The sequence below is a fragment of the Escherichia sp. MOD1-EC5189 genome, assembly GCF_002966045.1.
Taxonomy (GTDB): Bacteria; Pseudomonadota; Gammaproteobacteria; order Enterobacterales; family Enterobacteriaceae; genus Escherichia; species Escherichia coli_F.
In genome coordinates this window covers 108575-124391 of the sequence record NZ_PTRX01000002.1, presented here as the reverse complement: position 1 = coordinate 124391, position 15817 = coordinate 108575, and the positions used below count along the sequence as shown (strand labels likewise).

At 52.6% G+C, this 15817-nt stretch carries 16 protein-coding genes and 1 tRNA gene; 6 read left to right on the top strand and 11 right to left on the bottom strand.

Annotated elements, in window-relative coordinates; all coding sequences use genetic code 11:
* Positions 1-31: 31 nt before the first annotated feature.
* Genes ATB02_RS02170 through etk form a run of 3 tightly spaced genes read left to right on the top strand, consistent with a single transcriptional unit; the run spans position 32 to position 3805 of the window.
* On the top strand, positions 32-1171 hold the full coding sequence (locus ATB02_RS02170; RefSeq protein WP_001295357.1) for a polysaccharide export protein: 1140 nt from the start codon (positions 32-34) through the stop codon (positions 1169-1171).
* A complete protein-coding gene (gene etp, locus ATB02_RS02165; protein ID WP_000057871.1) occupies positions 1159-1605 on the top strand; it encodes a protein-tyrosine-phosphatase Etp in 447 nt (148 codons plus the stop codon). Before ATB02_RS02170 ends, etp begins: the two co-directional genes overlap by 13 nt.
* 19 nt (positions 1606-1624) lie before the next feature.
* Positions 1625-3805 (top strand): tyrosine-protein kinase, encoded by a 2181-nt coding sequence (etk, locus tag ATB02_RS02160; protein WP_000208674.1) that lies wholly within the window; start codon positions 1625-1627, stop codon positions 3803-3805.
* Positions 3806-3925: 120 nt separating this feature from the next.
* Here etk and appA read toward each other — a convergent pair whose 3' ends face one another.
* The 10 genes from appA to hyaA form a co-directional block, all read right to left on the bottom strand.
* Positions 3926-5224 (bottom strand): bifunctional acid phosphatase/4-phytase, encoded by a 1299-nt coding sequence (appA, locus tag ATB02_RS02155; RefSeq protein WP_105271047.1) that lies wholly within the window; start codon positions 5222-5224, stop codon positions 3926-3928.
* 79 nt (positions 5225-5303) lie between these two features.
* Entirely contained in the window at positions 5304-5396 is a 93-nt protein-coding gene (gene cbdX, locus ATB02_RS02150) for a cytochrome bd-II oxidase subunit CbdX (RefSeq protein ID WP_000270305.1), read from the bottom strand.
* Between the two features lie 12 nt (positions 5397-5408).
* Entirely contained in the window at positions 5409-6545 is a 1137-nt protein-coding gene (gene appB / locus ATB02_RS02145; RefSeq protein ID WP_001676437.1) for a cytochrome d ubiquinol oxidase subunit II, read from the bottom strand.
* An 11-nt stretch (positions 6546-6556) separates the two neighbouring features.
* Positions 6557-8101: a cytochrome bd-II oxidase subunit 1 gene (appC, locus tag ATB02_RS02140; RefSeq protein ID WP_105271016.1), complete on the bottom strand. Its 1545-nt coding sequence runs from the start codon at positions 8099-8101 to the stop codon at positions 6557-6559.
* 133 nt (positions 8102-8234) lie between these two features.
* Entirely contained in the window at positions 8235-9092 is an 858-nt protein-coding gene (locus ATB02_RS02135) for a hydrogenase expression/formation protein (RefSeq protein WP_105271015.1), read from the bottom strand.
* Positions 9089-9487, bottom strand: coding sequence for a hydrogenase-1 operon protein HyaE (gene hyaE / locus ATB02_RS02130; protein ID WP_105271014.1), 399 nt, complete (start codon positions 9485-9487; stop codon positions 9089-9091). The genes ATB02_RS02135 and hyaE overlap by 4 nt, the downstream gene beginning before the upstream one ends.
* Entirely contained in the window at positions 9484-10071 is a 588-nt protein-coding gene (hyaD, locus tag ATB02_RS02125) for a hydrogenase 1 maturation protease (RefSeq protein WP_000003634.1), read from the bottom strand. The genes hyaE and hyaD overlap by 4 nt, the downstream gene beginning before the upstream one ends.
* Entirely contained in the window at positions 10068-10775 is a 708-nt protein-coding gene (gene hyaC / locus ATB02_RS02120; protein ID WP_001186424.1) for a Ni/Fe-hydrogenase b-type cytochrome subunit, read from the bottom strand. Before hyaC ends, hyaD begins: the two co-directional genes overlap by 4 nt.
* An 18-nt stretch (positions 10776-10793) precedes the next feature.
* Complete coding sequence (gene hyaB, locus ATB02_RS02115; RefSeq protein WP_000107384.1) at positions 10794-12587, bottom strand: Ni/Fe-hydrogenase large subunit; 1794 nt, start codon at positions 12585-12587, stop codon at positions 10794-10796.
* Positions 12584-13702 carry a hydrogenase 1 small subunit gene (gene hyaA, locus ATB02_RS02110; protein ID WP_001353311.1) on the bottom strand — a complete coding sequence of 373 codons (1119 nt, stop codon included), beginning with the start codon at positions 13700-13702 and terminating at the stop codon, positions 12584-12586. Before hyaA ends, hyaB begins: the two co-directional genes overlap by 4 nt.
* A gap of 425 nt (positions 13703-14127) precedes the next feature.
* Between hyaA and ATB02_RS02105 the strand changes: the two genes are divergently transcribed.
* The 3 genes from ATB02_RS02105 (at position 14128) to tusE (ending at position 15501) form a co-directional block, all read left to right on the top strand.
* Positions 14128-14215: transfer RNA gene (locus ATB02_RS02105), tRNA-Ser, on the top strand.
* Between the two features lie 206 nt (positions 14216-14421).
* Positions 14422-15081 carry an FtsH protease modulator YccA gene (gene yccA, locus ATB02_RS02100; protein ID WP_000375136.1) on the top strand — a complete coding sequence of 220 codons (660 nt, stop codon included), beginning with the start codon at positions 14422-14424 and terminating at the stop codon, positions 15079-15081.
* A gap of 90 nt (positions 15082-15171) precedes the next feature.
* Positions 15172-15501, top strand: coding sequence for a sulfurtransferase TusE (tusE, locus tag ATB02_RS02095; RefSeq protein ID WP_000904443.1), 330 nt, complete (start codon positions 15172-15174; stop codon positions 15499-15501).
* Here tusE and yccX read toward each other — a convergent pair.
* Positions 15498-15776 carry an acylphosphatase gene (gene yccX / locus ATB02_RS02090; protein ID WP_000048228.1) on the bottom strand — a complete coding sequence of 93 codons (279 nt, stop codon included), beginning with the start codon at positions 15774-15776 and terminating at the stop codon, positions 15498-15500. The two genes, tusE and yccX, sit on opposite strands and share 4 nt — an antisense overlap.
* Positions 15777-15817 lie beyond the last annotated feature (41 nt).

The following is a 15817-nucleotide window of genomic DNA, read 5'->3' as shown; positions in this document are numbered from 1 at the left end:
TAACATTACAATGACTGATAAATATAAACCAATGAAAAAGAACATTTTTAAGTTTTCGGTACTGACATTGGCTGTTCTGTCTTTGACAGCATGTACCCTTGTTCCTGGTCAGAATTTATCGACCAGTAATAAGGATGTCATTGAGCTACCTGACAATCAGTATGACCTGGACAAAATGGTCAATATCTATCCCGTCACGCCAGGATTGATTGATCAGCTGCGCGCCAAACCGATTATGTCGCAGGCTAACCCGGAGCTGGAGCAGCAAATCGCGAACTATGAATATCGTATCGGCATTGGTGATGTGTTGATGGTGACGGTCTGGGATCACCCGGAACTAACCACACCCGCAGGGCAATACCGTAGCGCCAGTGATACTGGCAACTGGGTTAACGCTGATGGTGCAATTTTCTACCCTTATATTGGTCGCCTGAAAGTGGCCGGGAAAACGCTTACCCAAGTACGCAACGAGATTACAGCGCGTCTGGACTCAGTCATTGAAAGCCCGCAAGTCGATGTCAGCGTCGCGGCGTTCCGATCGCAAAAAGCGTACGTCACCGGCGAAGTCAGCAAATCGGGTCAGCAGCCGATTACCAATATTCCTCTGACCATCATGGATGCGATTAACGCCGCGGGCGGTCTGACCGCAGATGCAGACTGGCGCAACGTGGTGCTCACCCAGAATGGCGTAAAGACCAAAGTGAACCTCTATGCGCTGATGCAGCGTGGCGACTTGCGCCAGAACAAACTGCTGCACCCGGGCGATATTTTATTTATTCCGCGCAACGATGATCTGAAAGTCTTCGTGATGGGTGAAGTGGGTAAACAGAGCACGTTGAAAATGGACCGCAGCGGTATGACCCTGGCGGAAGCACTGGGTAACGCTGAGGGTATGAATCAGGATGTCGCTGATGCGACGGGGATTTTTGTTATTCGTGCAACGCAAAACAAGCAGAATGGCAAAATCGCCAATATTTATCAGCTGAATGCGAAGGACGCATCGGCAATGATACTCGGAACGGAATTCCAGCTTGAACCTTACGACATTGTTTATGTCACTACCGCGCCGCTGGCTCGTTGGAACCGTGTGATTTCTCTGCTGGTACCGACGATTTCCGGGGTGCATGACCTGACAGAGACTTCACGGTGGATTCAAACATGGCCCAACTAAAATTTAACTCAATCCTGGTGGTTTGTACCGGCAACATTTGCCGTTCGCCCATTGGCGAGCGCTTGCTGCGTAAACGTCTGCCAGGCGTAAAAGTCAAATCGGCAGGTGTTCATGGTCTGGTAAAGCACCCTGCAGATGCAACAGCGGCAGATGTTGCCGCTAATCATGGCGTATCTCTTGAAGGACATGCCGGACGTAAGCTTACTGCTGAGATGGCACGAAATTACGATCTGATTCTGGCAATGGAGTCGGAACATATTGCTCAGGTTACGGCAATCGCTCCCGAGGTCCGCGGGAAGACAATGCTGTTTGGGCAATGGCTGGAACAGAAAGAGATCCCGGATCCCTATCGTAAAAGCCAGGACGCATTTGAACATGTTTACGGCATGTTGGAGCGCGCCAGTCAGGAATGGGCGAAGCGCCTTAGCCGGTAATTTGAGTTTATAAAATACGATGACAACTAAAAATATGAATACGCCACCAGGCAGCACTCAGGAGAATGAGATCGATCTGCTTCGTCTGGTCGGCGAGTTATGGGATCACCGTAAGTTTATTATCAGCGTGACAGCGTTGTTCACGCTGATCGCTGTCGCTTACTCGCTGTTAAGCACGCCAATTTATCAGGCAGATACTCTGGTCCAGGTTGAGCAGAAACAGGGCAACGCCATTCTCAGCGGCCTGAGCGATATGATCCCTAACTCATCGCCCGAGTCAGCACCGGAGATCCAACTGCTGCAATCGCGCATGATTCTCGGTAAAACCATTGCTGAACTGAATCTGCGCGACATGGTTGAGCAGAAGTATTTTCCGATTGTGGGTCGCGGCTGGGCGAGATTAACCAAAGAGAAACCAGGTGAGCTGGCGATCAGCTGGATGCACATCCCACAACTGAATGGTCAGGATCAGCAACTGACACTCACAGTTGGGGAAAACGGCCACTATACGCTGGAAGGTGAAGGGTTCACCGTCAATGGTATGGTCGGCCAGCGTCTGGAAAAAGACGGCGTTGCGCTGACTATCGCGGACATTAAGGCCAAACCAGGAACGCAGTTTGTCCTGAGCCAGCGTACCGAACTGGAAGCGATTAACGCGTTGCAGGAAACCTTTACCGTTAGCGAACGCAGTAAAGAAAGCGGGATGCTGGAACTTACCATGACCGGTGATGATCCCCAGTTGATTACTCGTATTCTGAACAGCATCGCTAACAACTATTTGCAACAGAATATCGCTCGCCAGGCGGCGCAGGATTCACAAAGCCTTGAATTCTTACAGCGCCAGTTGCCAGAAGTGCGCAGCGAGCTGGACCAGGCGGAAGAAAAACTCAACGTTTATCGCCAGCAGCGCGATTCGGTTGACCTTAACCTGGAAGCCAAAGCCGTTCTTGAGCAGATTGTTAACGTTGATAATCAACTCAATGAGCTGACCTTCCGCGAGGCAGAGATCTCCCAGCTGTATAAGAAAGATCACCCAACTTATCGTGCGCTGCTGGAAAAACGCCAGACGCTGGAGCAAGAACGCAAACGCCTGAATAAGCGGGTATCGGCAATGCCTTCCACTCAACAGGAAGTGCTACGTTTAAGCCGTGACGTAGAAGCGGGTCGTGCGGTATATCTGCAATTACTTAACCGCCAGCAGGAGCTGAGTATTTCGAAATCCAGTGCGATTGGTAACGTGCGGATTATCGACCCGGCAGTCACTCAGCCACAGCCAGTGAAACCCAAAAAAGCGTTGAATGTGGTGCTTGGTTTTATTCTTGGCCTGTTTATTTCGGTGGGTGCCGTGCTGGCGCGTGCGATGTTGCGTCGTGGTGTAGAAGCACCGGAACAACTGGAAGAGCACGGCATCAGCGTTTATGCCACTATCCCGATGTCCGAGTGGCTGGATAAGCGTACCCGTCTGCGTAAGAAAAATTTATTTTCTAATCAGCAGCGCCATCGTACTAAAAATATCCCCTTCCTGGCGGTGGATAACCCGGCGGATTCTGCTGTGGAAGCCGTACGTGCGCTACGAACCAGTCTGCACTTCGCTATGATGGAGACAGAGAATAACATTCTGATGATCACCGGTGCGACGCCAGACAGTGGTAAAACGTTCGTCAGTTCAACTCTGGCGGCGGTGATCGCCCAGTCCGATCAAAAAGTGTTATTTATTGATGCCGACTTACGTCGTGGTTATTCGCATAACCTGTTTACCGTGAGTAATGAACATGGCTTGTCGGAATATCTGGCAGGGAAAGATGAGCTCAACAAAGTGATCCAGCATTTTGGCAAAGGAGGCTTTGATGTGATTACTCGCGGTCAGGTGCCACCTAACCCGTCTGAACTGCTGATGCGCGATCGGATGCGTCAATTACTGGAATGGGCGAACGACCATTACGATCTGGTGATTGTCGATACGCCGCCGATGCTGGCGGTGAGCGATGCTGCGGTCGTGGGGCGCTCTGTCGGCACCAGCCTGCTGGTTGCGCGTTTTGGCTTGAACACCGCCAAAGAGGTGAGCTTGTCAATGCAGCGTCTGGAACAGGCTGGCGTTAATATTAAAGGCGCAATCCTCAATGGTGTGATTAAACGCGCCAGCACCGCTTACAGTTATGGCTATAACTATTACGGTTATAGTTACTCCGAGAAAGAGTAAAACTGAAGGTAAGGTGGCCGGATGCGGCGTGAACGCCTTTTCCGGCCTACGCATCAGACAGTTCTTCGTTTGTCATCAGCTTCAGAGCATTCAGGTAACTGAATGCTCTTTTTTTATGCATTACAAACTGCACGCCGGTATGCGTGCTTCATTCACGATTTGCGTAAAACCGGCCAACGAACACATGCCCTGCGCATTTCGCTCTTCACATCCTGCCAGGGTCAGTTTCACCTCTCCGGGCGGCGTATTTAATGATAGCGGCGTTTTATCACGCATCTGCTGTAAAGTCTGGAAGACCATCGAAACCTGAATCCAATGGCTGTTATCACTTAGCCTACGCCAGCGTTCAAACACCAGTTCACCACCTGGCGGTGTGTTATCCGGCTGACCTGGAAGCGTCCAGTTGAGCTCCAGTGCGCCGCCGAGATTTGCCAGATTAGTATCGTGTCCGGCGATAAACAGCACTGAAGTGGGTAATGTCACACCATACACCTGTTTTTGCGGTGGATGGGGCATCAACGCTGTCATGATCAAATCCAACAACGGGGTGGCACGACTGCGGGCAACCTCTGGCGTGCGTTGTAGCAAATAAAACTGCGCGTTATGCAGGCTTAGCAAGGTGTTCCACTGGTGTGAATCGGTGATCCTTCCCCACCCCGGCTCCGGCATTCCCTGTGCTTGTTGCAGGAGAAATATCTCCGTCAGCATTGACGCCAGGCTTACCGCACCGGTTAATGAGACATTGTCGGCGCTCACCTTGAGTTCCGATGGCAATACCTGCGTTAATGAACAGCTTTCGTCCTGTTTCTCACGGTTAAGGCACAAGTTTGATTGTGGGAAATTAAGCACCTGTTCCAGTTCGCGAAACGCCGTTTGCCGATGCCCGGTAAAGTCAGCAATTGACCCTCCTGCCCTGCTGAGGATCGCGTCAGTCACGTTCGCGTTATCCAGTTGGCAAATGCCAGTTTTTAGAGGATTAAATAACGGATCGGGACTGGACGTATCTGCCTGGGTATGTACGGTTATTGCACAGTCAGGTGCCAGCCCGGCGGCGAAGGCTTCGCCTGTTTTACGGGTACGCTCGTCGACATCAGCAATAATCGCGACCTGACCAGGCTGCGGGCACCCCTTTTTCGCCAGCAATCCGTCAGCCACCAGACGCTGGCGTTGGTAATGTCCGAGATAAGCGATTAGCTCACCACCGCGCGGTGTCAGCCACCCCAGTTTTACCGGCCATGTTGGCCATGCGTCTGGGGTGACATCCTGCATCAGTTGCGTGGCCTTGGTTGGGGCACGCACACCATGACGACTGACAATCACCACACTTTCCAGCTTCAGCTCCGGCTCACTCTGAGCGAATGCAGATTGCGGGGTGAACGGAATCAGAAGAGATAAGAATGGGATCAAGATCGCTTTCATCGATATGTTTCCGCTTTTCATATCCGACATTATTGATTGCCTGATGCGACGCTAATGCGCCTCATCAGGCTTACGTTCGTTAACTTTTCAGACGCGGGTCCAGCCATACCAACACAAGGGTGGAGAGCGAACACATCAACAAAATGCCGACGAACCAAAGTAAATACCACATTGTTCCTGCTCCTTAGTACAACTCGTTTTCGTTACGGCGGAGAGTTTCTGTTGTCATGCGCCCCCACATTTTGTAGTAGCTCCAGAGAGTGTAGAGCAACACAATGGGCAAAAATATCAGCACGATTACCAACATAATGCTCAGCGTCAACTGGCTGGAAGTGCTGTCCCACAACGTCAGGCTGGAGATCGGACTCACGCTTGACGGCATGACGAAGGGGAACAGCGTGATGCCTGCCGTGAAAATCACGCCAAATTGCATCAATGACACCATCAAAAATCCCCACCCCGGGCGACCACGATAAATCGCCATCACCGTCAGCAATGGGCAGAAGAACCCCAGCAGCGGGAAGATCCACAGAACGGGCGATTCGACGAAATTATTCATCCAGGCACCAGGTAGCACTGCCACCAGTTTCATTAACGGATTGGAAGGACCGTTAGCATCCTGGGCGAGCAGTACAAAGCCATCAATACCGACCCACAGCCAGTAACCCGCCAGCAAAAAGCACAGCATCACCAGCAGTGCGGCGCGTTTGGTCGCCAGCTGTGAACGCAGATGAATCACACCAACAGTTTTTAGTTGTAACCAGACGCCACCTTGCAAAATCACCATCCCAAGGCTGAGCAATCCGCACAATAAAGGGAATGGCGTCAGCAGTTGCCAAAAACTGCCGAGATATTCCACGCGTAATTGCGGTGTGAAGGCAAACGGCACGCCGAGCAGCAAGTTGCCGAAGGCAATACCGAAGACTACCGGCGGCACCAGACTGCCGATGACCAGTCCGGCATCCCACATTTTACGCCAACGTGCATCGGCGATTTTTCCGCGATAATCAAAGGCTAGCGGGCGGAAGAACAGCGAGCACAGCACCAGAATCATCGCCACATAAAAGCCGGAAAACGCCGCTGCATACACTCTGGGCCAGGCGGCAAATAATGCCCCACCTGCGAGGATTAACCAGACCTGATTGCCTTCCCAGTGCGCGCCAACGCTGTTTATCACTATCCGGCGTTCATCATCATTACGCGCCACCAGCGGCAGCAGACAGCCGATCCCCATGTCAAATCCATCGGAGATCATAAAGACCACCAGGATCACGCCAATCAGCAGCCACCAGATGAAGCGCAATGTTTCATAATCAAACATGATTTTCTCCTTTACCCCTGTTGCTGCGTCGGTTGTTCACTCTGCATCGCGCTCGGCCCCAGACGGGCATATTTCTGCATCAGGTAGACTTCGGCGATTAAGAACAGGGTGTAAAGCCCTACGATCATGATCAGTGAGAAAGCCAGTTGTCCTGTGGTTAAAGCGGAGTGCGCGGAGTATGTCGGTAAGATGTCCTGTATCGCCCACGGCTGACGACCAAACTCGGTCATAAACCACCCGGCTTCAATCGCAATCCACGGCAGCGGCAAACTCCAGAGCGCCATTTTCAGTACCCAGCGATGCTGGTCGATTTTGCCACGCAGCGTCTGGACAAGCGCAATCAGCATCACCAGTAGCAGCAGAGAACCACAGCCCACCATGATGCGGAAACTCCAGAATACCGGCGCAACCTGAGGTATCGCGCCACGCATCGCCGCCTGGTACTGTGCAGCTGTGACATGGTTCATATCCGGCGCATAGCGGGAGAGCAACATGCCGTAACCAAGGTCGCCTTCCAGCTCCCGGAATGCCCGCAACACATGCTGCTCACGATTGCCTTGCGATATTTCCTGCATTAACAGCCAGGCCATACGTCCGCGTTGCAAGCGTGGGTAGGTTTCAGCCATCAAATTTTTCAGACCCGGCACGGGTTTATCTAATGAGTGAGTGGCGAGGATCCCTAGCAGCGCAGGAATTTTGATGGCAAAGGCGTTACGCTCTTGATCCTGTTCCGGCCAGGCAACTACATGGAACGGTGCAGGTGCAGGTTCCGTTTGCCACTCCCCTTCCATTGCCGCCAGTTTTACCGGTTGTACTTGCGCGACTTCATACGCAGAACTGTCTCCGAGTTGCAGCGTACCGATAATCGCCAGAGTACCGAAGACGGAACCGATGGCAAACGAGCGTAATGCAACATCGCGCTCCCGTCCGCGCAGTAAATACCAGGCGCTGATCGCCATAATAAACATGGCCCCGGTCACGTAGCCCGCCATTACGGTGTGCACAAATTTCACCTGGCTGACCGGGTTAAAGACCAGCTCGCTGAAGCTGGTCATTTCCATACGAAGGGTGTCGATATCAAAATGCGCACCGGTCGGGTATTGCATCCAACCGTTGGCATTCAATATCCACAACGCAGAGAGATTTGAACCGAACGCCACCAGCCACGTCACCAGCAGGTGCTGGTATTTATTCAGCCGTTGCCAGCCGAAGAAGAACAGCCCGACAAAGGTGGATTCGAGGAAGAAGGCCATTAATGCTTCCATCGCCAGCGGTGCGCCAAAAATATCGCCCACATAGTTGGAATAGAATGACCAGTTAGTACCAAACTGAAACTCCATGGTCAGGCCGGTAGCCACGCCAAGAGCAAAGTTGATACCGAAGAGCTTACCCCAGAAGCGCGTCATATCGCGGTAGATTGTTTTGCCGGTGACCACGTAAATGGTTTCCATGATAGCCAGCAAAAAAATCAGCCCCAGGGTAAGGGGTACAAATAAAAAGTGATACAGCGCGGTCAGAGCAAACTGCCAGCGCGATAAATCAATGACATCCCACATGCGCACTCCTGTAGGCGAAGAGAGAAAAATAATCCGTTAATGGTAGATCTCCCTCTTTATCCTGAAACTCTACGACCAGAGGTATTCGCCGATTGCGATATTCATAAGCCTGAAAGCGATACTTACCGTCTTTTTACGTCGATGCACCTTCCGCCAGCCACTGACATACCTCACTAAGCCGCTGCGCAGAGTCGACCAAATCTTCTGGCGCTGCCAGCACCACTTCCGGTATTGGGCAGATTTCATAACTCTCAAGTAACGGGCCTTTTAAGGTGTCCGTACAGCGTAAATGCCAGACATGCCGCAGGCCGGTCGCGTTGATATAGCTCTCGCCGTAGCCAATGGTGCGAATCTGAATATTTCCCGGCCCACAGAGACGTGAGAGAAAAAGCCGATCAGCCTCGCTGATAGGTAATTGCGTCAGATTAATGCTGTGCGGCTGCGCGTCAGGATTACGTACATGTGCCAGTAATTCATGCGCCAACGGTAGGCCATTCATCAGGCCATCAATGGGCGGCGGTAACAGCGAATCTGTCGGCAAGACGTTTTGCGTTGCCGCCTGCCACAATGCCAGCGGCGCGCAGCCAGCCTCCAGTTTGTCCTCCAGCAACTGTTCACCGCGACGTCTGCGAACCCGCCATAATCCGCAGAAGATCGCCTCCTGAATTTCACTTTCACTACCATCAGCCTGCTGAATGAGCACTGACACTTCCCCTTCCCCGAGAAGCGTATTGATAAAGTGACGATCGTCGGCGTTGAGATTGAACAGATCGACTGCCAGCACCTCACCCAGCGGCGGCTGGCGTTCGCTTAGTTGATGTTGTAACTCGTTTAATAGCGCAATCACCTGCGGGCTATGAGCACATTGCTCCAGGGCCGCCATACTCGGTTCATCATTCACCTGACAGGTAATCGGCAGTGGATTCATGCTAAAACTATCATCATCAGGCTGCGTTCCGGGCCCCAGTAGATGGAAAAAAGTTTCGCTCATAAGGCACGCTCCTGTTGCGGTTCAATAAGCCCGCGCATCAGGTTTATCAGTTCCGCCCACGGGTGAATACCATTCAGCACGCCGCGATAGCTACCACCGGTAAAAACCAGTGTGGCGGGAAAACGAAATACGCCAAAACGATCACCGATGGCTTCGCTTTGCTCAAGGTCGGCAATCGCTACCTGCCATGTATAATCAGGAAACTCGCGCAGTAATTCGCCAATCATTACCGGATTATCGCTGACCTCTGGCGTGCGTTTCGGGTCACTGCTTAATAACACCACACCGTCTGGCGCTTGCGTAAGCCAGTCGTCAAGACGGGATTCACTGATCGGCGTCCAGCCGCGCGCCAGCATACGTTGCCACAACGCATCAAATGGCGTGTCGTTGCTCATTCCTGCTCCTCCAGCGTCATCCGGTACTGGCGCAAGCGAACGCCTTCGTAGTTTTCCATCGACAGACAGTCATAATTGAGACAGCGCGATTCATTAGCCGGTTGCGGCTCAATTCCCCACGCAGCCAGTTGCGCCAGCGCCCCCTGTTCCGCGGCGGGCAGTTGCTCCCGAGCCAGTTCGCTCAGGCTACCGCCGTAGTCGTCGAGCATCGCGGGTTGCAGGCCGACGAGGGCAATATGTGCTGGCAGATTTCCGCGGATATCTGCCAGCGCCAGTACTTCGGAGAAACTGTTCTGGTGCAGGCTCATTTTCTTCGCGCTGAGATAGGCCGGAATGCGTTCTCCGGCATACGTTCGTAGCGTTCCGGGTTCCAGCCCGTAATCAATGGCGTCGAGAATCAGCAAGTGGCTGGCGCTTTCGACATACCCCAGCAAGTTCAGTCCCTGAGTGCCGCCATCAACAATCTCGACTTCATCGGGCCAGTGGTAATGAGCATACAGGCGTTCCGCCACCCGCACGCCGAAGCCTTCATCGGCCCACAGCAGATTGCCCAGCCCCATTACCACCACGCGTTGCTCGCTCATGAACGCTCCTTGTTACTTATTTTGCCAAATTTGTGGCTACGGTAGCCGTTGACCATGGTGGAGATCACTGTGTCGTCGGACATGATGTCTTCGCGCAGCGCCATGTAGACATGACCGATCACAAACGCGCCAATCAGCCACATCCCCAGCCGATGCCAGCTGTGAATGTCCATTGAGTTGCCGCCCGTCCAGTAGAAAAATTCCACCACATAACGGAACGGCGCGAAAATAGCGTACTGGCTGTGTTCGCTGTACAACGCAAAACCGGTGATGATCATAAAGACGGACATCAGGAAATAGCCGAACATTGCCGCCTGAGCGATGGGGTTATGGCCTATATCGGCACTCGGACGTTTTGCCAGAAACAGATACCAGCGGATTTCATACCACACGCCCTGCCACCAGCTTTTACGCCATACCGGCACGATAAACAGCTCGCGTGAGTAGCGATTGCCGACAAAAGCCCAGTAGATCCGCATCAGCAAGACCACGGTAAAAACCATCCCGGCGCTGAAGTGAATTAACCTGATGTAGCCCATATAAAACAGATACGTCGCCTCACCGCTGACCGAAGGCAGCGGCTTGCCGATAAAGTAACCGGTGACCATCAACACCGCCATGCATAACACCGTCAGCCAGTGCCATATCCGCACGGGTGCTTCAAAGACATAGTGACTGACAACGTTGTCGCTTTTCTGTTGCATGATGATTCTCCTTCGCTGTTAACGCACCTGCACGGAGATCAGCTCGCTACCGTCGTCGCCCAGCACGTGTGTTGAACAGGCGAGGCACGGGTCAAAGCTGTGCAGAGTACGCAGGATCTCCAGCGGTTGCTCGGGGATCGCCATTTTGGTGTTCATCAGCGCCGCTTCATAAGCGCCAATTTGCCCTTTGGGGTCGCGCGGGCTGGCGTTCCAGGTGGTCGGCACCACACACTGGTAGAGATCAATCTTGCCATCGCGAATGGCAGCCCAGTGGCCTAACGCCCCGCGCGGCGCTTCGGTAAAACCGACACCACGGCACTCTGTCGGCCAGGTTGCAGGTTCCCATTTTTCCGTGGAGGCGGTGGCAAGATTGCCGTTTTTCAGGTTGGTCATCAGCTTGTCGAAGAAATACTGCAACTTACCTGCGGCCCACTGCGCTTCGTGCGCGCGGCACAAAATGCGGCCCAACGTTGACTGGATGCCGGAAAGCGGCAGGTTCAACGCCGACATCATGCGATCGACCGACTCAACGGTCGCAGCATCGCCTTTGTGATAAGCGATCAATGTGCGTGCCAGCGGCCCCACTTCCATCGCGTTACCGCGCCAGCGTGGCGCTTTGATCCACGAGTAGCGTTCCTGTTCATTCAGCTGCTGAATGTTGGTATCGCTGCCTTTGACATCGCCAGGGTTGTACCACGGGTCGGTAATACCATCGAACGGATGACGCCCGACCTGATCGTTGGGATAACGATACCAGGCGTGATCGACAAATTCCTGCACCTGCTGCGGATCGACTAAATCCACTGGCAGCACATTGTTGAAGTCGCCGTTGATCACCGCGCCGCCAGGCATTAGCAGACTTTTCTCGCCAAAGTCGTTGGCAATATCCGGGAACGCCCCGTAACTGAGGACACATTTATCAGAAAGACCAGTGCCGATTTCGCTCCACGGTTTGTTGAATTGACCGATGGCTAAAGCGTCGGGGATCATCACGTTATTAATGAAATCCGCCGTGCGGGTAATGATCGACTGCACCAGATTCAGGCGCTCCATATTGACCGCCCCGACCGCGCCACTTTCGTCAATGTTGATAGCGCACGGCATCCCGCCAACAATCCAGTTTGGATGTGGGTTTTTACCGCCAAAGACCGCGTGGATTTTGACGATCTCACGCTGGAAATCGAGAGCTTCGAGATAGTGGGCAAAGCCCATCAGGTTGGCTTCTGGCGGCAGTTTGTACTGCGGGTGCCCCCAGTAGCCATTGCGGAAGATCCCCAACTGGCCGCCTTCAACGAATTTCTTCAGGCGGTTTTGTACGTCGAAGAAATAGCCAGGTGATGATTTCGGCCATGAGGAGAGGCTTTGCGCCAGTTCGGAGGTTTTCCGCGGGTCGGCTTTCAACGCATCTAACACATCGATCCAGTCCATCCCGGCAAGCTGATAAAAGTGCACCAGATGGTCATGGCACCAGAGCGTCGCCAGCATAATGTTGCGGATGATATTAGCGTTGTCCGGCACTTTAATGCCGATAGCATCTTCGATGGCATAGACCGAAGCCAGAGCGTGTACGCCGGTACAGACGCCGCAGATACGTTCCACGAACGCCCACGCATCGCGCGGGTCGCGCCCTTGCAGAATGATCTCCAGCCCGCGAAACATGGTGCCGCAGGAGACGGCATTGGTGATCACATTCTGATCGTTAATATTCACTTCACAGCGCATGTGGCCTTCAATGCGCGTAATCGGGTCGACCACCAGGCGGCGTCCGGCATTGTTGATGGTGTATCCCTGAGTTTCGTACTGAGTGCTCATGCCTGTTTATCCTCATTGCCTGGCTGTTGTTCGGTTTCTGTAGGTTGCTGGTTATGACGTCTGCGCTGATCAACAGCGCTGGCGACCGCATGTACACCAACAGCCGCAGCCACCACGCCAAGCGCGGTTAAACCGACGGTGTCGGCGGTGGAATGAGTACCCATTTGTGGAATATCGACTACGCGACTGTAGAATGAACCGCGATCCCAGAAACCATTTTCCGCACAACCCAGACAGCCGTGACCAGACTGGATCGGGAAGGAAACGCCATCGTTCCAGCGTGTGGAGGAACAGGCGTTATAGGTGGTAGGCCCTTTGCAGCCCATTTTGTACAGACAGTAACCTTTACGGGCAGCGTCATCATCCCAGCTCTGCACGAACTCTCCGGCGTCGAAGTGAGCGCGGCGATAACATTTATCGTGAATACGCTGACCATAGAACATCAATGGACGGCCCATTCTGTCGACATCCGGCAGACGATCAAACGTCACCATGTAAGTAATGATGGCGCTCATCACATCCGGGATCGGCGGGCAGCCCGGCACTTTAATGATCGGTTTGTCGGTGATCACTTTGTCGATTGGTGTGGCCTGCGTCGGATTGGGCCGCGCGGCCTGCACGCAGCCCCAGGATGCGCAGGTTCCCCAGGCGATAATCGCACTGGCTCCGGCAGCGGCACGTTTGAGTTTCTCAATAAACGGTCGACCGCTGCTGATACAGAACATCCCCTGCTCGCCCAGCGGCGGATTACCTTCTACTGCGAGGATATATTTGCCATTGTATTGCGTGATGATGTCTTCAAAGACTTCTTCCGCCTGGGTTCCGGCAGCAGCCATCAAGGTATCGTCGTAATCGAGGGAAATAAGAGAAAGAATGACGTCCTTCGCCAGTGGGTGAGCGGAGCGGATAAAAGATTCGGTACAGCAGGTGCATTCAAGACCGTGGATCCACACCACAGGAATGCGCGGTTTATTCTCCAGCGCCCAGGCAATCTTCGGAGCCATTCCCGCGCCTAATCCCAGCGAGGTGGCAGCCAGACTGCAATATTTGAGAAAGCTGCGCCGGGTAACGCCCTGACGCCGCATGGCCTGGTAAAATGTTTCCTCGTTATTCATATCGCACGTCTCTTCTCCTTGCGACACCGGCAGGACACCGGGCGCTTATGGTCGGCAAGCGACGTCCCTGTAGCAAGGCAAACCATCGCTTCACGTGAGATGCTGAAAACGAAAGCTCATCCTTCTGCACTGGCGCACGTCGCCAGATAGTATTGTTAATAAAGCGTAGTGAAACTTTTGCACAAAACAATACAAACCATGTGGTTTTATCTTTTAGCGATAAAAATGGACCTATTTTTCTTTTGCCGGGCATTGGGGACGTTTAGCCAGTTGCTAAACGAGTAAAAGAGAAGGAATTCATGGTGATGAAATGATCAAACTGCTGTTATTTCACGCTATCAATGCGGTTTTGGCTGTTTTTCAGGCAAACGAACAAATTAGGGGTTTACACGCCGCATCGGGATGTTTATAGTGCGCGTCATTCCGGAAGTGTGGCCGAGCGGTTGAAGGCACCGGTCTTGAAAACCGGCGACCCGAAAGGGTTCCAGAGTTCGAATCTCTGCGCTTCCGCCAAATAAGATAAGGGGTTAGCTAAATGCTAACCCCTTTTTCTTTTGCCTGTCGAAATTCTCAGGGCGTTATATTTGCTTAATGACCTGATAATCCGCTGTTAAACCTGTTCCAGATCAAATGCGTAAAGATGGGTAAAACTTCTGGGTGCCCTTACGCATTATCATTATGCTGCTTAATTAATTACATCTGTCATAGAGAGTGACTCAATGGATCGTATTGTTAGTTCTTCACATGACCGTACATCGCTGCTTAGCACCCATAAGGTGCTGCGTAATACCTATTTTCTGCTGAGCCTGACGCTGGCCTTTTCGGCGATTACCGCAACTGCCAGTACGGTGCTGATGCTGCCATCTCCGGGTCTGATTCTGACGCTGGTGGGTATGTATGGTTTGATGTTCCTGACCTATAAAACGGCGAATAAGCCGACCGGAATTATCTCCGCATTCGCCTTTACCGGTTTTCTGGGTTATATCCTCGGACCAATTCTGAATACCTATCTGTCTGCCGGAATGGGTGACGTAATCGCTATGGCACTGGGCGGAACGGCGTTAGTGTTCTTCTGCTGCTCTGCGTATGTGCTGACCACCCGCAAAGATATGTCGTTCCTTGGCGGTATGCTGATGGCGGGTATTGTGGTGGTGCTGATTGGTATGGTTGCTAATATCTTCCTGCAGCTGCCTGCCCTGCATCTGGCGATCAGCGCGGTCTTCATTCTGATCTCCTCTGGCGCTATCTTGTTTGAAACCAGCAACATCATTCATGGCGGTGAAACGAACTATATTCGTGCCACGGTTAGCCTGTATGTTTCGCTGTACAACATCTTCGTCAGCCTGCTGAGCATTCTGGGCTTCGCCAGCCGCGATTAATCTCACCCGCTAACACTTTCATAGCCTCGCTTTATGCGGGGCTTTGTTTTTTGTTACACTGCCGACAGTCTGATTAAGGTAGTAATAATTATGCTGATCTTCGAAGGTAAAGAGATAGAAACGGATACCGAAGGCTATCTCAAAGAAAGCAGTCAGTGGAGTGAGCCGCTGGCAGTGGTGATTGCAGAGAACGAAGGGATTACGCTGTCACCAGAACACTGGGAAGTGGTGCGTTTTGTGCGTGATTTCTATCTGGAATTCAATACTTCTCCGGCGATTCGTATGCTGGTAAAAGCGATGGCGAATAAATTTGGCGAAGAAAAAGGTAACAGCCGCTATTTATACCGACTGTTTCCGAAAGGTCCGGCTAAGCAAGCCACCAAAATTGCTGGCCTGCCAAAACCGGTAAAATGTATCTAACGAATACGAAAATCGGTTAATTCCCCCGAGGGATGATGCGGCTCGCTGAGCACCCGTTCCACACGTGCAGAACGCGGGCCGCCACTCTTTAACCACTGCATTAATTTTTCCACCTGCCCTTCTTCACCGCAGGCAACCACTTCCACGCTGCCATCGTCAAGATTTTTGGCGTAGCCGCTTAACCCGAGTTTTTTCGCTTCGTACTGCGTGGTATAGCGAAATCCTACGCCCTGAACTCGCCCGTAAACCCAGGCAATTATGCAGACTTTCGACATTGCTGCTCTCCTTATCCTTAATGGACGCGTTGCAAATCCAT